Source organism: Pseudomonas gregormendelii (genome assembly GCF_017114825.1).
Taxonomy (GTDB): domain Bacteria; phylum Pseudomonadota; class Gammaproteobacteria; order Pseudomonadales; family Pseudomonadaceae; genus Aquipseudomonas; species Aquipseudomonas gregormendelii.
In genome coordinates, this window is record NZ_JADEVO010000049.1 from 1 (window position 1) to 19,328 (window position 19,328).

At 60.1% G+C, this 19,328-nt stretch carries 20 protein-coding genes; 14 read left to right on the forward strand and 6 right to left on the reverse strand.

Annotated elements, in window-relative coordinates:
- Positions 1 to 186: 186 nt before the first annotated feature.
- From leuA to IMW75_RS24095, 3 genes are all read right to left on the reverse strand, one after another.
- On the reverse strand, positions 187 to 1,866 hold the full coding sequence (gene leuA / locus IMW75_RS24085) for a 2-isopropylmalate synthase (protein ID WP_205893957.1): 1,680 nt from the start codon (positions 1,864 to 1,866) through the stop codon (positions 187 to 189).
- Positions 1,867 to 2,230: 364 nt separating this feature from the next.
- Entirely contained in the window at positions 2,231 to 2,734 is a 504-nt protein-coding gene (locus IMW75_RS24090) for a L,D-transpeptidase family protein (RefSeq protein WP_205893958.1), read from the reverse strand.
- A 110-nt stretch (positions 2,735 to 2,844) separates the two neighbouring features.
- Positions 2,845 to 3,396 (reverse strand): NUDIX hydrolase, encoded by a 552-nt coding sequence (locus IMW75_RS24095; protein WP_205893959.1) that lies wholly within the window; start codon positions 3,394 to 3,396, stop codon positions 2,845 to 2,847.
- Positions 3,397 to 3,542: 146 nt separating this feature from the next.
- Between IMW75_RS24095 and IMW75_RS24100 the strand changes: the two genes are divergently transcribed.
- The 5 genes from IMW75_RS24100 (at position 3,543) to purT (ending at position 6,808) form a co-directional block, all read left to right on the forward strand.
- Positions 3,543 to 4,142 carry a CoA pyrophosphatase gene (locus tag IMW75_RS24100; RefSeq protein ID WP_045057735.1) on the forward strand — a complete coding sequence of 200 codons (600 nt, stop codon included), beginning with the start codon at positions 3,543 to 3,545 and terminating at the stop codon, positions 4,140 to 4,142.
- Between the two features lie 53 nt (positions 4,143 to 4,195).
- Complete coding sequence (locus IMW75_RS24105; RefSeq protein WP_075946640.1) at positions 4,196 to 4,720, forward strand: gamma carbonic anhydrase family protein; 525 nt, start codon at positions 4,196 to 4,198, stop codon at positions 4,718 to 4,720.
- The gene (locus IMW75_RS24110; protein WP_205893960.1) at positions 4,717 to 4,920 is read left to right on the forward strand and encodes a DUF1289 domain-containing protein; all 204 of its coding nucleotides are present in this window, start codon (positions 4,717 to 4,719) and stop codon (positions 4,918 to 4,920) included. Before IMW75_RS24105 ends, IMW75_RS24110 begins: the two co-directional genes overlap by 4 nt.
- A gap of 138 nt (positions 4,921 to 5,058) precedes the next feature.
- Positions 5,059 to 5,526 carry a VUT family protein gene (locus tag IMW75_RS24115; RefSeq protein ID WP_045057738.1) on the forward strand — a complete coding sequence of 156 codons (468 nt, stop codon included), beginning with the start codon at positions 5,059 to 5,061 and terminating at the stop codon, positions 5,524 to 5,526.
- A gap of 100 nt (positions 5,527 to 5,626) precedes the next feature.
- Complete coding sequence (gene purT, locus IMW75_RS24120; protein ID WP_205893961.1) at positions 5,627 to 6,808, forward strand: formate-dependent phosphoribosylglycinamide formyltransferase; 1,182 nt, start codon at positions 5,627 to 5,629, stop codon at positions 6,806 to 6,808.
- Between the two features lie 115 nt (positions 6,809 to 6,923).
- Here purT and IMW75_RS24125 read toward each other — a convergent pair whose 3' ends face one another.
- The 3 genes from IMW75_RS24125 to IMW75_RS24135 form a co-directional block, all read right to left on the reverse strand.
- Positions 6,924 to 8,240 (reverse strand): MFS transporter, encoded by a 1,317-nt coding sequence (locus IMW75_RS24125; protein WP_205893962.1) that lies wholly within the window; start codon positions 8,238 to 8,240, stop codon positions 6,924 to 6,926.
- A 211-nt stretch (positions 8,241 to 8,451) separates the two neighbouring features.
- On the reverse strand, positions 8,452 to 9,696 hold the full coding sequence (locus tag IMW75_RS24130) for an HlyC/CorC family transporter (protein ID WP_045059144.1): 1,245 nt from the start codon (positions 9,694 to 9,696) through the stop codon (positions 8,452 to 8,454).
- 12 nt (positions 9,697 to 9,708) lie between these two features.
- Positions 9,709 to 10,521 carry a cytochrome C assembly family protein gene (locus IMW75_RS24135; protein ID WP_045059143.1) on the reverse strand — a complete coding sequence of 271 codons (813 nt, stop codon included), beginning with the start codon at positions 10,519 to 10,521 and terminating at the stop codon, positions 9,709 to 9,711.
- 195 nt (positions 10,522 to 10,716) lie between these two features.
- On the opposite strand from IMW75_RS24135, the gene ffh reads away from it, so the two are divergent.
- The 9 genes from ffh to thrC all read left to right on the forward strand — a co-directional run bounded on the left by ffh (position 10,717) and on the right by thrC (position 19,281).
- Positions 10,717 to 12,093, forward strand: coding sequence for a signal recognition particle protein (gene ffh, locus IMW75_RS24140; RefSeq protein ID WP_007897558.1), 1,377 nt, complete (start codon positions 10,717 to 10,719; stop codon positions 12,091 to 12,093).
- 249 nt (positions 12,094 to 12,342) lie between these two features.
- Positions 12,343 to 12,594 carry a 30S ribosomal protein S16 gene (rpsP, locus tag IMW75_RS24145; protein ID WP_045059142.1) on the forward strand — a complete coding sequence of 84 codons (252 nt, stop codon included), beginning with the start codon at positions 12,343 to 12,345 and terminating at the stop codon, positions 12,592 to 12,594.
- A gap of 5 nt (positions 12,595 to 12,599) precedes the next feature.
- Positions 12,600 to 13,136 (forward strand): ribosome maturation factor RimM, encoded by a 537-nt coding sequence (gene rimM, locus IMW75_RS24150; protein ID WP_008014731.1) that lies wholly within the window; start codon positions 12,600 to 12,602, stop codon positions 13,134 to 13,136.
- Positions 13,118 to 13,891 carry a tRNA (guanosine(37)-N1)-methyltransferase TrmD gene (gene trmD / locus IMW75_RS24155; RefSeq protein ID WP_154503229.1) on the forward strand — a complete coding sequence of 258 codons (774 nt, stop codon included), beginning with the start codon at positions 13,118 to 13,120 and terminating at the stop codon, positions 13,889 to 13,891. The genes rimM and trmD overlap by 19 nt, the downstream gene beginning before the upstream one ends.
- Before the next feature lie 45 nt (positions 13,892 to 13,936).
- Positions 13,937 to 14,287, forward strand: a complete 351-nt coding sequence (rplS, locus tag IMW75_RS24160; RefSeq protein ID WP_003175895.1) for a 50S ribosomal protein L19 — start codon at positions 13,937 to 13,939, stop codon at positions 14,285 to 14,287.
- A gap of 196 nt (positions 14,288 to 14,483) precedes the next feature.
- Positions 14,484 to 15,380: a site-specific tyrosine recombinase XerD gene (gene xerD / locus IMW75_RS24165; RefSeq protein WP_045059141.1), complete on the forward strand. Its 897-nt coding sequence runs from the start codon at positions 14,484 to 14,486 to the stop codon at positions 15,378 to 15,380.
- A gap of 255 nt (positions 15,381 to 15,635) precedes the next feature.
- Positions 15,636 to 16,367, forward strand: coding sequence for a bifunctional protein-disulfide isomerase/oxidoreductase DsbC (dsbC, locus tag IMW75_RS24170; protein ID WP_205893963.1), 732 nt, complete (start codon positions 15,636 to 15,638; stop codon positions 16,365 to 16,367).
- A gap of 133 nt (positions 16,368 to 16,500) precedes the next feature.
- A complete protein-coding gene (locus IMW75_RS24175; RefSeq protein ID WP_045059147.1) occupies positions 16,501 to 17,805 on the forward strand; it encodes a homoserine dehydrogenase in 1,305 nt (434 codons plus the stop codon).
- Positions 17,806 to 17,871: 66 nt separating this feature from the next.
- Complete coding sequence (thrC, locus tag IMW75_RS24180) at positions 17,872 to 19,281, forward strand: threonine synthase (RefSeq protein ID WP_045059139.1); 1,410 nt, start codon at positions 17,872 to 17,874, stop codon at positions 19,279 to 19,281.
- Positions 19,282 to 19,328 lie beyond the last annotated feature (47 nt).

Below are 19,328 nucleotides of genomic sequence, written 5' to 3' on the forward strand. Positions count from 1 at the left end.
CGACTTGGTCGACAACCGACAATTTAAAAGTCAGCGTGTAATCTCTCTGGCTACGTTTTTCGCCCGTGTTCATTGCACCTTCCTGATAAGAAGCCAGAAGGTGTAAACCTTATTCAGGACGAGACAGCACAAACAAAAAGGCCCCCAGGTTCTCACCCAGGGGCCTTTTGCATTACAGCCAAAGCCTTACGCCGCTTTCGCTTCCGGCTGGCTCAGCGAGCGGTTCAGCGCGCTGAACAGGGCCTTGAAGCTGGCGGTGGTGATGTTCTCGTCGATACCCACACCGTGCACAGCACGCTCACCATTGACTCGCAGTTCGATGTAGGCCGCTGCCTTGGCATGGGTGCCCGCGCCGATCGCGTGTTCGTTGTAGTCCATGATTTCCACCGGAATCGGCAAGCCGGCCACCAGGGCTTCCAGGGCGCCGTTGCCCTTGCCGTTCCAGCGCAGGTTGTTTTCACCCTGGCCTTTGCTCGACACTTCGACTTCCACCGAGCTGTTGCCGTTCTCTTCCTGCAGGCGATGGCTGACCAGCGCATAAGGGGTGTTGGCTTGCAGGTATTCACGCTGCAGCAAGGCGTAGATCTGTGGTGCGGTCATCTCCAGGCCAACGCGGTCGGTTTCGGCCTGGACAACCTGGCTGAACTCGATCTGCATGCGACGCGGCAAGCTGATGTCGTATTCCTGTTCCAGCAGGTAGGCGATACCGCCTTTGCCCGACTGGCTGTTGACGCGGATCACCGCCTCATAGCTGCGACCAATGTCGGCCGGATCGATCGGCAAGTACGGTACTTCCCACAAGGTACCTTGTTTCTGCTGGGCAAAGCCCTTGCGGATAGCGTCCTGGTGCGAGCCGGAGAACGCGGTGTGGACCAGATCGCCGACGTACGGGTGACGCGGGTGCACCTGGATCTGGTTGCATTCCTCGACGACCTTGCGCACGCCGTCGATGTCCGAGAAGTCGAGCTCAGGGTGTATGCCCTGGGTGTAGAGGTTCAGTGCCACGGTCACGAGGTCGACGTTACCGGTGCGCTCGCCATTGCCGAACAGGCAGCCTTCGACGCGATCCGCGCCGGCCATCAGGCCCAGTTCGGTAGCGGCAACGCCGGTGCCGCGGTCGTTGTGGGTGTGCAGGCTGATGATCACGCTGTCACGACGGTTGATGTGACGGCCGAACCATTCGATCTGGTCGGCATAGATGTTCGGGGTGGCGCATTCGACGGTGGCCGGCAAGTTGAGGATCATCTTGTGCTCGGGCGTCGGGTTCCAGACCTCGATCACGGCGTCACAGACTTCCTTGGCGAATTCCAGCTCAGTGGCGCTGAAGGTTTCCGGCGAGTATTCGAAGGTCCATTCGGTGTCCGGCTGCTGGGCGGCGTATTTAACGAACAGCTTGGCCGCGCTGACGGCGATTTCCTTGATGCCGTCCTTGTCCTGGTTGAACACGATGCGACGGAAAGACGGCGAAGTCGCGTTGTACAGGTGAACGATGGCTTTTTTCGCCCCGCGCAAAGATTCGAAGGTGCGCTCGATCAGGTCTTCACGGCCCTGGGTCAACACCTGGATGGTGGTGTCGTCCGGGATGTGGTTGCCTTCGATCAAGGTGCGCACGAAGTCGAAGTCGGTTTGCGAAGCGGCCGGGAAGGAGGCTTCGATTTCTTTCACGCCGACCTGCACCAGGGTTTTCCAGAAGCGCAGCTTTTTAACCGCGTCCATAGGCTCGATCAGCGACTGGTTACCGTCGCGCAGGTCCGAGCTGCACCAGATCGGCGCCGCGGTGATGGTCTTCGACGGCCAGGTGCGGTCCGGGATGTCGATGGTCGGAAACGCGCGGTACTTCGAAGACGGGTCTTTGAGCATGCTCATCGGGAAATCCTTGTTGTAGGGGCCGAAAAAAGGCGGCCTGCCGGTGGATCAAAAGTTCTGGGGATGAAGCGTAGGACGAGGCACCGCGGTTCAGCCCGGCAGTCGTGCACTGACAAGGCACAGACTGCGGTGCTGGCGAAGCTGAATGAGGGTGTGAGAGGTTTTCATGCCTTCAACCCTAACCGCGAAGGTGAAGGTTGGCAAGCGGTCGAAAAAAATTGAGAGAAATACTCTTGGGCAAGCCTCTAGCGAGATTTAATTGCTTGGATCAGCCCTGATTGTCCTAATGATTGCTGGCGGTTTAAACACCGCGCAATCGAACTGGCGTGCTTTGCAGTCTCCAGGTCCGGGTTGCAATGGGCCGTTACGGACGAATCTCGATCATCGTTCCATCCGGCACCAGGCCCCACACTTCTCGCATGTCCATATTGCGCATGGCGATGCAGCCGTCGGTCCAGTCCAGGGTATGAAACAGGTTCTCCGGGTAGTCGTAGGAATCGGGCGTGCCGTGGATCATGATCATGCCCCCCGGTGGTACGCCTTCGCGCAGCGAGCGCGCAGAGTCGGCCGCATTCGGGTAGGAGATGTGCATGGCCAGGTTAAAGCGGTCGCTGACCTTGCGCCAGTCCACCCAGTAGAAGCCTTCCGGGGTGCGCTTGTCGCCTTCCATCAGCTTGGCGCCCTTCGGTTGCTTGCCCAGGGAAATGCGGTAGGTTCGCAGCGCCTGGCCGTCGGCAATCAATTGCAATTGATGAGCGGATTTAAGCACCAACACTTTTTCGATCGGTTTGCCATCCAGGGTCACCACGGTGGAAGCCTGGGACACGGCAATGAACGACAGGCAGAACAGGGCAAGCAACCAGCGCATTAAAACGATATCCCTAAGAGGTGTTGCGACTATCTAATTGTAGGTGTTGCCTCAGGCTTGAGCCGCAGGCGGACGATCTTTTGCTTTTGCAAAAAATTTTACATTCCGAATCAAACAATAACCGGCTGGGCCAACGGCGGAATCGATTCCGACCGCACGGGGTAGACCTCCGACCGCCGGTCAGCGAAGAAGTATTCTAAAGTACGCCCCACCGTGCGGAAAGCCAGGTCGGACCAAGGGATGTCCGCTTCTTCAAAAAGCTGGACTTCGAGGCTTTCTATGCCTGCTGCGAAATCCAGGTCCACCAGTTCGGCGCGGTAGAACACATGCACCTGGCTGATGTGCGGCACGTCGATCAGTGTATAGATGCAGAGGTCGCGGACCCTGGCACAGGCTTCTTCGGCGGTTTCGCGAATGGCGGCCTGTTCGATGGTCTCGCCGTTCTCCATGAACCCGGCGGGCAGGGTCCAGTAGCCCAGTCGCGGCTCGATGGCCCGTCGGCACAACAATACCTTCCAGCCCCAGGTGGCCACGCAGCCGGCGACGATGTTGGGGTTCTGGTAGTGGATGGTGTGACAGCTGTCACAGACAAACCGCAGGCGCGAATCGCCCTCGGGAATGCGTTGTGTCACCGGGTTGCCGCACTGGCTGCAAAATTTCATGCTTGGGTTCCTGAATGCTGTGCCTATCTTGGCGTGCGGCGGTGTCGGTCGGCAAGTTGTCGTTTCGCGACAGACGGCCGTTCGGGGCTTGGGCGGTCGGTGTGATTGGTGCATGATGCAGGGTAAGGCACAGATCGAGATCACTCATGCTGGACGAGCTACTGCATCGGGTAAGCAACCACACGCCGCGAACCCTGGAAACCGACAAACGTTTTCCCGAGGCCGCCGTATTGGTGCCCATCACCCGCAGTGACGAACCGGAACTGGTTCTGACCCTGCGCGCCAGCGGGCTCTCGACCCATGGCGGCGAAGTGGCGTTTCCCGGAGGCCGCCGCGACCCTGAAGACCCGGACCTGATTTTCACCGCCCTGCGCGAAGCCGATGAAGAGATTGGCCTGCCGCCCGGGCTGGTCGAGGTGATCGGGCCTCTGAGCCCGCTGATCTCGCTGCATGGCATCAAGGTCACGCCTTATGTCGGGGTGATACCGGATTTTGTCGAGTATCGGGCCAACGATGCCGAGATCGCGGCAGTGTTCAGTGTACCGCTGGAGTTTTTTCGCGAGGATCCGCGCGAACACACCCACCGCATCGATTATCAGGGCCGCAGCTGGTATGTGCCGAGCTATCGTTACGGCGAGTACAAGATCTGGGGCCTGACGGCGATCATGATCGTCGAGTTGATCAACCTGCTGTATGACGCGAAAATCAGCCTGCACCAGCCGCCCAAAAGCTTTATCAATACCTGAAGCCATCATTCGTATGGCAATACCCGAGCCGGCCTGGCCCTGAGGACAACAAGATGAAATACCGCCTGGGCGACGCCCGAGTCGAAACCCACCCGCAGAGCTGGGTAGCCCCCAACGCCGTGCTGGTGGGCAAAGTCAAACTGGAAGAGGGCGCCAACGTCTGGTTCAACGCGGTGCTGCGTGGCGACAATGAATTGATCCTGATCGGCAAGAACAGCAACGTCCAGGACGGTACGGTGATGCACACCGACATGGGCTACCCGTTGACCATCGGTACCGGCGTGACTATTGGCCACAATGCCATGCTGCATGGCTGCACGGTCGGGGATTACAGTTTGATCGGCATTAATGCGGTGATTCTCAACGGCGCGAAAATCGGTAAAAACTGCATCATCGGTGCCAATTCGCTGATCGGCGAGGGCAAGGAAATTCCCGATGGCTCCCTGGTGATGGGCTCGCCGGGAAAAGTGGTGCGCGAGTTGACCGAACAGCAAAAGAAAATGCTCGAGGCCAGCGCTGCGCACTACGTGCACAACGCCCAGCGCTATGCCCGCGACCTGGCTGAGCAGGAAGAATGACCACTGCAGAACCACCGGTTCGCTCACCGTGCGTGAATGTCTGTGCGCTGGATGACGATGACCTCTGCACCGGTTGCCAGCGCACGGTCGAGGAGATCACGCGCTGGAGCCGGATGGATAATGACGAGCGGCGCAAGGTTTTGGGGCTTTGCCATGAAAGGGCGAAGTCCAGCGGGCTGGTGTGGATGCTTGGCAAGTAACTCCGGACATTCATCGCGCCCTTTGTAGGAGCGAGCTTGCTCGCGAAAACCTGAGGGCGCTGCGGGGTACCTGATTTTACGCGTAATCGTTAACGTCCTTCGCGAGCAAGCTCGCTCCTACAGGTGTCTTTTCGTCCCATGCTTTTTTTGATCGCCTACATCAGCAGCGTCGTGCTGATCAATTACGCCTTTTCCACCGCCCCGCACCTGGACATCATCTGGTCGGCCTGGGGTGGCCTGGTATTCGTGCTGCGCGACATGGTGCAAACGCGCTTTGGGCACGGCGCAATCATCGCCATGCTGGCCGCGCTGGTGTTGTCCTATGTCACCTCCGATCCATCCATCGCTCTCGCCAGTGCCACGGCGTTCGCGGTCTCCGAGTGCATTGACTGGCTGGTGTTCAGCATCACCAGGCGCCCGCTGCACGATCGCCTGTGGATAAGTTCGGCGCTGAGCATCCCCCTTGATACGTTCATCTTCTTTGGCATGATCGACGCGTTCACCCCAGCCGTGATCCTCACCGCTATGGCCTCGAAGTTCGCGGGCGTGACGGCCGTCTGGTTGATCATGGCCTGGCGCCTGCGCAAACAGGCTGTCGCCAGCTGAAGCCAAAACCGCAGGTTCATGTAAAATGCCGCGCTTTCTCCCCATGGGAAGCGCGCCAGGCGCTGCCTCCCTCGATGATCCGCTTCTTTGAGGACTTGAGATGACCCGTATCGGAACTCCATTGTCGCCGACCGCGACCCGCGTATTGCTGTGTGGCTGTGGCGAGTTGGGCAAGGAAGTGGTGATCGAGCTGCAACGCCTGGGCGTTGAAGTGATCGCCGTGGACCGTTATGCCAACGCACCGGCCATGCAAGTGGCGCATCGCAGCCACGTGATCAACATGCTCGACGGTGCCGCCCTGCGTGCGGTCATCGAAGCAGAAAAACCGCACTTCATCGTGCCGGAAATCGAAGCCATCGCGACTGCCACCCTGGTCGAACTGGAAGCCGAAGGTTTCACCGTGATCCCTACCGCGCGTGCCGCGCAGCTGACCATGAACCGCGAAGGCATTCGCCGCCTGGCAGCTGAAGAGCTGGACCTGCCCACTTCGCCGTACCACTTCGCCGACACTTTCGAGGATTACAGCAAGGCGGTCGAAGACCTCGGCTTCCCGTGTGTGGTCAAGCCAGTGATGAGCTCGTCAGGCAAGGGCCAAAGCCTGCTGCGCAGCGTCGATGACGTGAAGACCGCGTGGGACTACGCGCAAGAAGGCGGCCGTGCCGGCAAGGGGCGAGTGATCGTCGAGGGCTTCATCGATTTCGACTACGAAATCACCTTGCTCACCGTGCGCCACATCGGCGGCACCACGTTCTGTGCTCCGGTGGGGCATCGCCAGGAGAAGGGCGATTACCAGGAGTCCTGGCAGCCACAGGTCATGAGCCCGATCGCGTTGGCGGAGTCCGAGCGTGTCGCCAAAGCCGTGACCGAAGCCTTGGGTGGCCGCGGCCTGTTTGGCGTCGAGTTGTTCATCAAGGGCGACCAGGTGTGGTTCAGCGAAGTGTCGCCGCGTCCACACGACACGGGCCTTGTGACTCTGATTTCGCAGGACCTGTCGCAGTTCGCGCTGCACGCCCGGGCCATTCTTGGCCTGCCGATCCCGTTGATCCGTCAGTTCGGGCCTTCGGCTTCGGCGGTGATCCTGGTGGAAGGGCAGTCGACCCAGACGGCGTTCGCCAATCTTGGCGCTGCGCTGAGCGAGCCGGATACGGCGTTGCGGTTGTTCGGCAAGCCTGAGGTCAACGGCCAGCGCCGCATGGGCGTGGCGCTGGCGCGGGATGAGTCGATTGAAGCGGCTCGGGCGAAGGCTACCCGTGCTTCCCAGGCCGTCGTAGTAGACCTCTAAACCGAGGCGCGGCATTCGCGGGCAAGCCCGCTCCTACATGGGATTGGGGTCGTACACACAATTTGTGGACAACCCGAAATCCTGTGGGAGCGAGCTTGCTCGCGATGGCGGTCTATCAGGCCACCCGATTCAAATCGTTATCGCGCGTTTCCTTCAAGCACAGCACCGCAATCAGGCTTAACACCGCCGCCCCCGACACATACCCCCCGACATAACTCAGCCCGCCCATCGCCACCAGCTTCTGCGCGAAGAACGGCGCTGCCGAGGCTCCTACGATGCCGCCCAGGTTGTAGGCCGCCGACGCGCCGGTGTAGCGCACATGGGTCGGAAACAGCTCGGGCAACAGCGCCCCCATCGGCGCAAACGTCACGCCCATCAGAAACAGCTCGATGCACAGGAACAGCGCAACGCCCCAGGTCGAACCCTGGGTCAGCAGCGGTTCCATCAGAAACCCCGACAAAATCGCCAGCACGCCGCCGACAATCAACACCGGTCTACGCCCGTAGCGGTCGCTGGCCAAGGCAGAGAGCGGCGTCGCGGCTGCCATGAACAGTACGGCGAAGCACAGCAGGGCCAGGAAGGTTTCGCGGGTGTAGCCCAGTGTCGATACGCCATAGCTCAGCGAAAACACGGTCGAGATGTAGAACAGCGCGTAGCAGACCACCATCGAACCGGCACCCAGCAACATCGGCGCCCAGTACTGGCTGAACAGCTCCACCAGGGGGATTTTCACCCGTTCCTGGCGCGCCATGGCATTGGCAAACACCGGGGTTTCGTGGAGTTTGAGGCGTACATACAGGCCCACCATGACCAGTGCCGCACTCAGCAGGAAGGGAATCCGCCAGCCCCACGAGCGGAACTGCTCGTCGCTCAGGGTCATCGCCAGGGTCAGGAACAGGCCGTTGGCAGCAAGAAAGCCGATCGAAGGCCCCAGTTGGGGAAACATGCCGAACCAGGCTCGTTTGCCTTTGGGCGCATTTTCCGTCGCCAGCAGTGCTGCGCCGCCCCATTCGCCGCCAAGCCCCAGGCCCTGGCCGAAGCGCAGGACGCAGAGCAGGATGGGCGCCCAGGCGCCGATGCTGGCGTAGCCCGGGAGTACGCCGATCAGCGTGGTGCACACGCCCATCAGCAATAGCGAGGCCACCAGGGTCGATTTGCGCCCGATGCGGTCGCCGAAATGGCCGAACAGCGCTGAACCCAGGGGCCTCGCCAGGAAGGCGATGCCGAAGGTCAGGAAGGCCGACAGCATTTGCGCAGTGCCGGAGGTCTGGGGGAAAAATACCGGACCGATCACCAGCGCCGCAGCGGTGGCATAGACATAGAAGTCGTAGAACTCGATGGCGGTGCCGATAAAGCTCGCCGTGGCCACCCGGGTGGCGGAGTTGGTGGGTTGTGCTGGCGTGGTTTCGCTGTAAGTCGTGCTGGTTGTCATGCGTTTATCCCTGACAGTCATGTGCCCCAGTGGAGCGAATTATTATGGTTGAACACCCAGGGATGTGGGTTTAACGCGGAGTGCGGGTAGCACTGGGGTGGGGCGGCGCTTGGGTAAGCGGCTCGATTATAGGAAGGTGGCTAACGATTCAACAAGAGGCAAAAAGATCGTCCGATCGCGGCCCGAGCCTTCGGACGATCTTTTTGGTTATCTAGCGCACGGGCACGACCGCAGGCACCGAGCTGGTGTGCCAGACCAGCACCTGGGTCACGCGGTTATCCTCGGTCTCGAGAATCTCCAGCCGATAACGGCCGATCTTCAGGCATACCGAGCTCTCCGGAATGGTCTCCAGGGCTTCGGTTACCAAGCCGTTGAGCGTCTTCGGCCCGTCGCTGGGCAGGTGCCAGCCCAGGCTCTTGTTCAGCTCACGAATCGACGCGGCGCCTTCGATCATCAGTCGGCCATCAGGCTGTGGATGAACGTGGGGGTTGTCCAGGCTGTGCTGGCTTTCAAACTCGCCAACGATTTCTTCGAGGATGTCTTCCAGGGTGACGATGCCGAGCACTTCGCCGTATTCGTCCACCACCATGCCCAAGCGTCGCTGTTGCTTGTGGAAGTTCAGCAGTTGCAGCTGCAGCGGCGTGCTCTCCGGCACGAAATAGGGCTCGTGACAGGCCGCCAGCAGCGCTTCGATCGTCAGGCTGGCATCGGCCAGCAGATGGCGGATCTGCCGGGTATTGAGCACCGCTTCAACCTGGTTGATATCGCTGTGGAACACCGGCAGGCGTGTGCGCCGGTTGTTGCGCAGCTGCTCGATGATCTCCTGGAGATCGTCGTCGAGGTTGATCCCGTCGACATCGCTGCGTGGCACCAGGATGTCGTTGACCGTGATGTTATCCAGCGCATGGATGCCCGCCAGCACGTGCGGGCGGCAGGATGCGTGTTCCTGGTCTTCGTGCCGATCCGAGGTGGCTTCGTCTTCGCTCTGCTGAACCACTTTGATTTTGCGGGCGAACGGGCGCATCAGCAATTGGCTGAGGCCATTGAGCAGCCAGGCGACTGGGTAGACGATTTTCAACGGCGCGCCGAGCAAGGTGTTGCCCAGGCTCAGGACGGCATCTGGATAACGCACGGCGAGGGTGCGCGGCAGGTATTCGGCGAACACCAGCAGGATCGCGCCCGCGCCGAGGCACGCTGCCCAAGGGCCATTCTCGGCCCAGGTGAAGATCGCCAGCAGGGTGCTGATCACCATCACCAGCGCGCGGCACAGGGTATTACAAAGGATCAGGCTGTTGAGTGCGAAGCTCAGCCTTGCCACGGGCTTGTCGCTCGAGCGCGAAGCGGTGCGCTGGGCCAGCAGGTGCTGCTGCGCGACTTCAATGGCGGTGAACAGCCCCGACCACAAAATCAGCAGGGCGATCACTGCGAGCATCGGCCCTATGGGCAAGTCGTCCATTATTGCCGCCCGTCAGATGTGCAGAATGTATTCACGAACCAGCTTGCTGCCGAAGTAGGCCAGCATCAGCAGGCAGAAGCCGGCCAGGGTCCAGCGGATGGCCTTGTGTCCGCGCCAGCCGAGGCGATTGCGGCCCCACAGCAGCACGCTGAACACGATCCAGGCCAGGCAGGCCAGCAGGGTCTTGTGCACCAGGTGCTGGGCAAACAGGTTCTCGACGAACAGCCAGCCGGAAATCAGCGACAGCGACAGCAGCGTCCAGCCGGCCCAGAGGAAGCCGAACAGCAGGCTTTCCATGGTTTGCAGCGGCGGGAAGTTCTTGATCAGGCCGGAGGGGTGCTTGTGCTTGAGCTGATGGTCCTGGACCAGCAGCAGCAACGCCTGGAACACCGCGATGGTGAACATTCCGTACGCCAGGATCGACAACAGGATATGCGCCAGGATACCCGGCGCTTCGTCGATGATCTGCACGGTGCCGGCGGGGGCGAATTGCGCGAGCAGCACCGTGGCGGCGCCCAGCGGGAACAGCAGGATCAGCAGGTTCTCCACCGGGATGCGCGAGCAGGCCAGCAGGGTCAGGGCAATGACCGCTGCAGCAATCAGGCTGGCGGCGCTGAAGAAATCCAGGCCCAGGCCGATCGGCGTCAACAGGTGGGTCAGCAGGCTGGCGCTGTGGGCCAGTACGGCCAGAACACCGAGCGTGACCAGCAGGCGTTTGTTCGCCTTGGCGCCGGACGCCAGGCGAGTGCCCTGATAGATGGTCGCAGCGGCATAGAGGCAGGCGGCGGCGAGGGTAGTTAGCAAGCTGGGTGACAAGGGGAGCATAAATCCTGTTAGGCAAGCCCGAAAGGCGCTGAGTTTGGCATAGAACCCTCATCACACGAAAGTGCGAGGTGTCCGCCAGACGCAGTCTTCGCTATAATCCGCGACCTGCCCACGCCGCAGGCTCGCCGAGCACATGTTTATTCCGGTCTGGGCCGCCATTATCCCGGTCTACACAGGGCCTGAAAGGATCGCGCAATGTTTGAAAACTTAACCGACCGTCTCTCGCAGACGCTGCGCCATGTTACCGGCAAGGCCAAGCTGACCGAAGACAACATCAAGGACACCCTGCGTGAAGTGCGCATGGCGCTGCTCGAGGCCGACGTGGCCTTGCCGGTGGTCAAGGACTTCGTCAATTCGGTCAAGGAACGTGCCGTCGGCACCGAGGTGTCACGCAGCCTGACCCCGGGCCAGGCGTTCGTGAAGATCGTCCAGGCCGAACTCGAAAGCCTGATGGGCGCGGCCAACGAAGACTTGAACCTGAGCGCCGTGCCGCCTGCTGTTGTGTTGATGGCCGGTTTGCAGGGTGCGGGTAAAACCACTACCGCCGGTAAACTTGCGCGCTTCCTTAAAGAGCGCAAGAAGAAGTCGGTGATGGTCGTGTCTGCGGACGTTTACCGTCCGGCAGCGATCAAGCAGCTGGAAATGCTTGCCGGCGAAGTGGGCGTGACCTTCTTCCCGTCCGACCTGAGCCAGAAGCCGGTCGAGATCGCGCAAGCCGCTATTAAAGAAGCAAAGCTCAAGTTCATTGATGTGGTCATTGTCGATACCGCCGGTCGCCTGCACATCGACGAAGAGATGATGGGCGAGATCAAGGCGCTGCACGCCGCGATCAATCCGGTTGAAACCCTGTTCGTGGTCGATGCCATGACCGGCCAGGACGCCGCCAATACGGCCAAGGCCTTCGGCGACGCATTGCCGCTGACCGGCGTTATCCTGACCAAGGTTGACGGCGACGCCCGTGGCGGTGCCGCACTGTCGGTCCGCGCCATCACCGGCAAGCCGATCAAGTTCATCGGTATGGGCGAGAAGAGCGAAGCGCTCGAGCCGTTCCACCCCGAGCGTATTGCTTCACGCATCCTTGGCATGGGCGACGTGCTCAGCCTGATCGAGCAGGCCGAACAGACCCTCGACAAGGACAAGGCCGACAAGCTGGCCAAGAAGCTGAAGAAGGGCAAGGGCTTCGATCTCGAAGACTTCCGCGATCAGTTGCAACAGATGAAGAACATGGGCGGCCTCGGCGGCCTCATGGACAAGCTGCCGAACATCGGCGGTGTGAACCTGGCGCAGATGGGCAATGCCCAGGGCGCGGCAGAGAAGCAATTCAAGCAGATGGAAGCCATCATCAATTCCATGACCCCGGCCGAGCGCCGCGACCCTGAGCTGATCAGCGGTTCGCGCAAGCGCCGGATCGCCATGGGTTCCGGCACCCAGGTGCAGGACATCGGTCGCTTGATCAAGCAGCACAAGCAGATGCAGAAGATGATGAAGAAATTCTCCGCCAAGGGCGGAATGGCCAAAATGATGCGCGGCATGGGCGGTATGTTGCCCGGCGGCGGCATGCCCAAGATGTAAAGAATCTGCGCAAGGGCTTGCCCTTGCGCTGCCCACAGCGATGTGGGATCAACAGCAAACCCGCACTTGGCGGGAGCTGACTGGCCGTTTTAAACGACGGCTCTATAGCAAATCTGCATGGCGTCCGATAGGCCGCCGGAAAAAGACATTTGCAAAAGTCCGGATATTCCTTAGAATATGCGGCCTTTCGGGCACCTATGCCCGCTGTGCCTTTAGATTTGCAGCACCGACTACAGGAACGATGTTCACATGCTAACAATCCGTCTTGCCCTTGGCGGCTCCAAAAAGCGCCCGTTTTACCACTTGACCGTAACCGACAGCCGCAACCCGCGCGACGGTTCGCACAAGGAACAGGTTGGTTTCTTCAACCCTGTTGCTCGTGGTCAAGAAGTCCGTCTGTCCGTGAACCAAGAGCGCGTAGCCTACTGGCTGAGCGTTGGTGCACAGCCTTCTGAGCGTGTTGCTCAGTTGCTGAAGGACTCGGCTAAGGCTGCGGCCTGAGCAATATGAACGCGACGCCTGCTGTTGCTGATGATTTGATCGTTATCGGCAAGATCTACTCTGTTCATGGCGTTCGCGGCGAAGTGAAGGTGTATTCCTTTACTGATCCGACTGAAAACCTGTTGCAGTACAAAACCTGGACGCTCAAGCGCGAAGGCAATGTGAAACAGGTTGAGCTGGTCAGTGGACGCGGGAACGACAAGTTCCTGGTCGCAAAGCTCAAAGGTCTTGATGACCGTGAAGAAGCTCGTCTTCTGGCCGGTTATGAGATCTGTGTGCCGCGCAACCTGTTCCCTGAATTGACCGACGGCGAGTACTACTGGTACCAGCTCGAAGGTCTGAAGGTTATTGATCAACTGGGGCAATTGCTCGGGAAGATCGATCATCTTCTGGAAACCGGCGCCAATGATGTAATGGTGGTCAAGCCTTGCGCTGGCAGCCTGGACGATCGCGAACGCCTGTTGCCCTATACGGAGCAATGCGTGTTGGCCGTTGACCTTGCCGCAGGCGAGATGAAGGTGGAATGGGATGCGGACTTCTAAGCGTGGCTAACTTGCGCGTAGAAGTGATCAGTTTGTTTCCCGAGATGTTCTCCGCCATCAGCGAGTACGGCATCACCAGTCGTGCGGTGAAACAGGGGCTGTTGCAGCTCACCTGTTGGAATCCGCGAGACTACACGACGGATCGACATCACACTGTGGACGATCGCCCATTTGGCGGTGGCCCGGGCATGGTGATGAAGATCAAGCCCCTGGAAGATGCTCTGGTTCAGGCCAAGGCAGCAGCCGGGGAGGCGGCGAAGGTGATTTACCTGTCCCCCCAAGGCCGTCAACTGACACAGTCGGCGGTACGCGAGTTGGCGAATTTGGATGCATTGATCCTGATTGCCGGCCGCTATGAAGGCATTGACGAGCGTTTTATAGAGGCTCATGTCGATGAAGAGTGGTCGATTGGCGACTATGTACTGTCTGGCGGCGAGCTGCCGGCGATGGTCCTGATCGATGCGGTTACACGACTGCTGCCTGGAGCTTTAGGGCATGCGGACTCCGCCGAGGAAGATTCCTTTACGGATGGTTTGCTGGATTGCCCGCACTACACCCGACCTGAGGTGTATGCGGATCAGCGTGTTCCCGACGTGTTGCTAAGTGGCAATCACGCGCATATCCGGCGTTGGCGTTTACAGCAGTCCCTTGGTAGGACCTTTGAACGACGCGCCGATCTTCTGGAAAGCCGCTCGCTTTCTGGAGAAGAGAAGAAGCTGCTCGAGGAATACATCCGCGAGCGGGACGATAGTTAACAACGTATCGATGGTAAGTCCGTTGATTTACCTTAGGAGCACAGCATGACTAACAAAATCATCCTTGCACTCGAAGCAGAGCAGATGACCAAAGAGATCCCTACCTTTGCCCCGGGCGACACCATTGTCGTTCAGGTGAAAGTGAAGGAAGGCGACCGTTCGCGTCTGCAAGCGTTCGAAGGTGTTGTAATCGCCAAGCGTAACCGCGGCGTAAACAGTGCTTTCACCGTTCGTAAAATCTCCAACGGTGTTGGCGTAGAGCGTACTTTCCAGACCTACAGCCCGCAAATCGACAGCATGGCCGTTAAACGTCGCGGTGACGTACGTAAAGCCAAGCTGTACTACCTGCGTGACCTGTCCGGTAAAGCAGCTCGCATCAAGGAAAAACTGGCTTAAGTCCAGCTTCCGATGCAAAAAAAGCAGCCTGCGGGCTGCTTTTTTGTTGCCTGCGATTTACGGGTGGGAGCGTGCGATGCGGCCATCCGACTTGCACGCGAATCGATCGACCAGGCAGCGCGTTGACATCAGGTTCTATAAACCCCCAGCAGTCTATGAAAGACTTACCGACAGTTTATCTGTCACCTGAGCCTTTATGCCCGCCATCGAACATCCATTGATAGACCAATTTCTCGACGCGTTGTGGCTGGAGAAAGGGCTGTCGGACAACACGCGCGATGCGTATCGCAGTGACCTGGCCTTGTTCAACGGCTGGCTGCAGGAGAAGGGCCTGGAGTTGATCAACGCCGGCCGCGAGTTGATCCTCGATCACCTGGCCTGGCGCCTGGAGCAGAACTACAAGCCACGGTCCACGGCGCGGTTCCTCTCGGGAGTGCGTGGCTTTTATCGCTATTTGCTGCGGGAAAAGTTGATCGCTGTCGACCCGACCTTGCGTATCGACATGCCGCAACTCGGCAGGCCATTGCCCAAATCCTTGTCAGAGGCCGATGTCGAGGCGCTGTTGAAAGCGCCGGACCTGAGCGAGGCCATCGGCCAGCGCGACCGCGCCATGCTCGAGGTGCTGTATGCCTGTGGCTTGCGGGTAACGGAGCTGATCAGCCTGACCCTGGAGCAGGTCAACCTGCGCCAGGGCGTGCTGCGGGTGATGGGCAAGGGCAGCAAGGAGCGGCTGGTGCCGATGGGGGAGGAGGCGATTGTCTGGATCGAGCGCTACATGCGCGACGCTCGAAGCGAGTTGCTCGGCGGGCGTCCCAGTGATGTGCTGTTTCCCAGCCTGCGCGGTGAGCAGATGACCCGCCAGACGTTCTGGCATCGCATCAAGCACCAGGCGAAGGTGGCCGGTATCGGCAAGTCGCTGTCGCCGCACACCCTGCGCCACGCGTTTGCTACGCACCTGCTCAACCACGGCGCTGACCTGCGGGTGGTGCAGATGTTGCTCGGCCACAGCGACCTGTCGACTACCCAGATCTACACCCACGTCGCCCGTGCCCGCCTGCAGGACCTGCACGCCAAACACCATCCCAGAGGTTGACGCAAATCCTGTAGGAGCGAGCTTGCTCGCGATGGTCTCAATAGCACCGCGTTGAACCAGAGAGCGTGCGTTATCGTTAACGACCATCGCGAGCAAGCTCGCTCCTACAGGGCCCGGCAATGTCTTGCGTCAGGCGCATTCGGCCCCACGAGCCTTATGTGGTAGGCTTTGCCGGTTTGCACGGTGGGCGGTTGTGACCCGGTGCCTTGGCACGGGCGTTCTGATCGTCCCATTTGTCCGCCTTCAGGAGTTCTCATGCGTCTGACCCAGATTTTCGCCGCCGCAGCCATTGCGTTGGTCAGCACCTTTGCCGTCGCCGATGACGCGGCCGATAAAGCCATTCGTAAAAGCCTGGAGAACCTCCAGCTTGAGGTTCCGGTAGAAAGCATCTCCGCCAGCCCCCTGGCAGGCCTGTACGAAGTCAGGTTGCAGGGCAGCCGGGTGCTCTATGCCAGCGCCGATGGCCAGTACGTGGTTCAGGGCTACCTGTTCCAGCTCAAGGACGGCAAGCCGGTCAACCTGACCGAGAAAACCGAGCGCCTGGGCGTTTCCAAGCTGGTCAATGCCATTCCGGTCGCTGAAACCGTGGTCTACCCGGCCATCGGCGAAACCAAGTCGCACATCACCGTATTCACCGACACCACCTGCCCGTACTGCCACAAGCTGCACGCCGAAGTGCCTGAGCTGAACAAGCGTGGCATCGAAGTGCGTTATGTCGCGTTCCCGCGCCAGGGCCTGGGCTCACCGGGCGACGAACAGCTGCAGGCGGTCTGGTGCTCCAAGGACAAGAAAGCGGCCATGGACAAGATGGTCGACGGTAAGGAAATCAAGGCCGCCAAGTGCGAGAACCCGGTTTCCAAGCAGTTCGCGCTCGGTCAGTCGATCGGCGTGAACGGTACACCGGCTATCGTTTTGGCTGATGGCCAGGTCATTCCGGGCTACCAGCCTGCGCCACAAGTCGCCAAACTGGCGCTGGGCGCGAAGTAAATTCGCATCGTCACGGTCAGCCTTTGACGATCATGGTCCGGCGGCAGTTGCGTCGGGCCATTAATAGAGAACCGCGAGCATGCGGTTGTTTTCACGGCCGACCTTGCGTCGGCCGTTTTATGGGGAGTTCACAGTGAAACCGGTCAAAGTAGGCATCTGTGGGTTAGGAACCGTCGGTGGCGGTACCTTCAACGTACTTCAGCGCAACGCCGAGGAAATTGCTCGTCGTGCCGGGCGTGGGATCGAAGTGGCACAAATTGCCATGCGCACGCCAAAGCCTCAGTTCCAAACGACCGGTATTGCGATTACCAACGATGTCTTCGAAGTGGCCACGAACCCTGAGATCGACATCGTCATAGAGCTGATGGGCGGCTACACCGTTGCCCGCGAGCTGGTACTCAAGGCCATCGAGAATGGCAAGCATGTGGTCACCGCGAACAAGGCACTGATTGCCGTTCACGGTAACGAAATCTTCGCCAAGGCACGCGAGAAAGGCGTGATCGTGGCGTTCGAAGCAGCAGTGGCCGGTGGCATCCCGGTGATCAAGGCGATCCGTGAAGGCCTGTCGGCCAACCGCATCAATTGGGTCGCCGGTATCATCAATGGCACTGGCAACTTCATTCTCACGGAAATGCGCGAGAAGGGTCGCACCTTCGAAGACGTGCTCGCCGAGGCGCAGGCGCTGGGTTACGCCGAAGCCGATCCGACCTTCGACGTCGAAGGCATCGATGCAGCCCACAAGCTGACGATCCTGGCCTCCATCGCGTTTGGCATTCCGCTGCAATTCGACAAGGCCTACACCGAAGGCATCACCAAGCTGACCACCGCTGACGTGAACTACGCCGAAGCGCTGGGCTATCGCATCAAGCACCTGGGTGTCGCCCGTAGCACTGCAGCGGGTATCGAGCTGCGCGTGCACCCGACGCTGATTCCGGCCGATCGCCTGATCGCCAACGTCAATGGTGTGATGAACGCTGTGATGGTCAACGGTGATGCTGCCGGTTCGACCCTGTTCTATGGCGCTGGTGCTGGCATGGAGCCGACTGCCTCGTCGGTGATCGCCGACCTGGTGGACGTGGTGCGCGCCATGACCTCCGACCCGGAGAATCGTGTGCCGCACCTGGCCTTCCAGCCGGACTCGCTGTCGGCCCACCCGATCCTGCCGATCGAAGCTTGCGAAAGTGCCTACTACCTGCGGATTCAAGCCAAGGACCACCCGGGCGTACTGGCCCAGGTGGCGAGCATCCTGTCGGAGCGCGGCATCAACATCGAATCGATCATGCAGAAAGAAGTCGAAGAGCATGACGGCCTGGTGCCGATGATCCTGCTGACTCACCGTGTGCTGGAACAGCACATGAATGATGCTATCGCTGCCCTGGAAGCCTTGGCGGGCGTGGTCAGTCCGGTTGTACGGATCCGCGTCGAGCACCTGAACTAAGCCGTTATCGTTCACCGGGCTCGCGTGCGGGCCCGGGTTTGCGAACACTGTCTATTGGAGCCAGTCATGCGTTATATCAGTACCCGCGGCCAGGCACCGGCCCTGAATTTCGAAGATGTCCTGCTGGCCGGTCTCGCCACCGACGGCGGTCTGTACGTCCCGGAAAACCTGCCACGTTTCACCCAGGAAGAAATCGCTTCCTGGGCCGGCCTGCCGTATCACGAACTGGCTTTCCGGGTGATGCGCCCGTTCGTGACCGGCAGCATTCCCGATGCGGATTTCAAGAAGATCCTGGAAGAAACCTACGGCGTGTTTTCGCACAGCGCCGTGGCGCCACTGCGTCAGTTGAACGGCAACGAGTGGGTTCTGGAACTGTTCCACGGCCCGACCCTGGCGTTCAAGGACTTCGCCCTGCAGCTGCTCGGGCGTCTGCTCGACTACGTGCTGGAAAAACGCGGTGAGCGCGTGGTCATCGTCGGTGCAACTTCCGGCGACACCGGCTCGGCCGCCATCGAAGGCTGCAAGCACTGCGAAAACGTCGACATCTTCATCCTGCACCCGCACAACCGCGTGTCCGAAGTACAGCGTCGGCAGATGACCACCATCTTCGGCGAGAACATCCACAACATCGCCATTGAAGGCAACTTCGACGACTGCCAGGAAATGGTCAAGGCCAGCTTCGCTGACCAGAGCTTCCTCAAAGGCACTCGCCTGGTGGCCGTGAACTCGATCAACTGGGCGCGGATCATGGCCCAGATCGTTTACTACTTCCACGCGTCCCTGCAGTTGGGCGGGCCGGCCCGTTCGGTATCGTTCTCGGTGCCTACCGGTAACTTCGGCGACATCTTCGCCGGCTACCTGGCGCGCAACATGGGCCTGCCGATCAACCAGTTGATCGTCGCCACCAACCGCAACGACATCCTCCACCGCTTCATGAGCGGCAACCAGTACGTCAAGGAAACCCTGCACGCCACGCTGTCGCCGTCGATGGACATCATGGTGTCGTCGAACTTCGAACGCCTGCTGTTCGACTTGCACGGTCGTAACGGTGCGGCGATTGCCGGGCTGATGGACAGCTTCAAGCAAGGTGGCGGTTTCAGCGTCGAAGAAGAACGCTGGAGCGAAGCGCGCAAGCTGTTCGACTCCCTGGCCGTAGACGACGCACAAACGTGCGAAACGATTGCCGAAGTCTACGAACAGACTGGCGAGTTGCTCGACCCGCACACCGCGATCGGCGTCAAGGCCGCCCGCGAGTGCCGTCGCAGCCTGGACATCCCGATGGTGATCCTGGGCACTGCGCACCCGGTCAAGTTCCCGGATGCGGTGCTGAAGGCCGGCGTCGGCAAGGCCCTGGAACTGCCGGTGCACCTGACCGACCTGTTCGAGCGCGATGAGCGCTGCACCGTGCTGCCCAATGACCTGAAAGCCGTCCAGGCGTTCGTCAGCCAGCATGGCAATCGCGGTAAACCGCTGTAAGGGTCAAAGCCTCGAACTGAAAAGCCCGTCTTCTGACGGGCTTTTTT